This window comes from Streptomyces sp. iso_384, from assembly GCF_056172905.1.
In genome coordinates this window covers 1-340 of record NZ_JBWBTT010000045.1, presented here as the reverse complement: position 1 = coordinate 340, position 340 = coordinate 1, and the positions used below count along the sequence as shown (strand labels likewise).

General features: G+C 67.9%; 1 protein-coding gene. It reads right to left on the bottom strand.

Features of this window, described 5'->3' with window-relative positions:
• Nucleotides 1-340: hypothetical protein (locus AC0VY3_RS38305; RefSeq protein WP_475552070.1), on the bottom strand; the 340-nt coding region annotated here is incomplete at both ends.

Sequence of the window (340 nt, the reverse complement as noted above, 5' to 3'; positions counted from 1 at the left end):
ATCCCGGAGCCGTGGCGCGCGATCTCACGGGCGCCCTTCATGGCTTCCCAGGCGACGGACTCGGAGAGGGTCGGCTGCTGTCCGTAGAAGTCCAGCGCGTCGGCCAGGTACGCGGCGAAGCCGAACTGATAGGTGCGGGTGCTGTGCACATGCTGCACGCGGCGTTCGGCGCGCCGGGCCGCCTCGAACCAGTCCACCGCCCGCTCCAGGCCCACGGCATTCACCGCGATCCTGAAGAACGACGTCAGGGGCTCGGTGCTGGCGGGCCAGTCGTCAGAAGGGAGGCCGTAGCGGTTGGCCAACTCCTGGGTGAAATGGAAGTCGAAGTGGTGCGTCACAC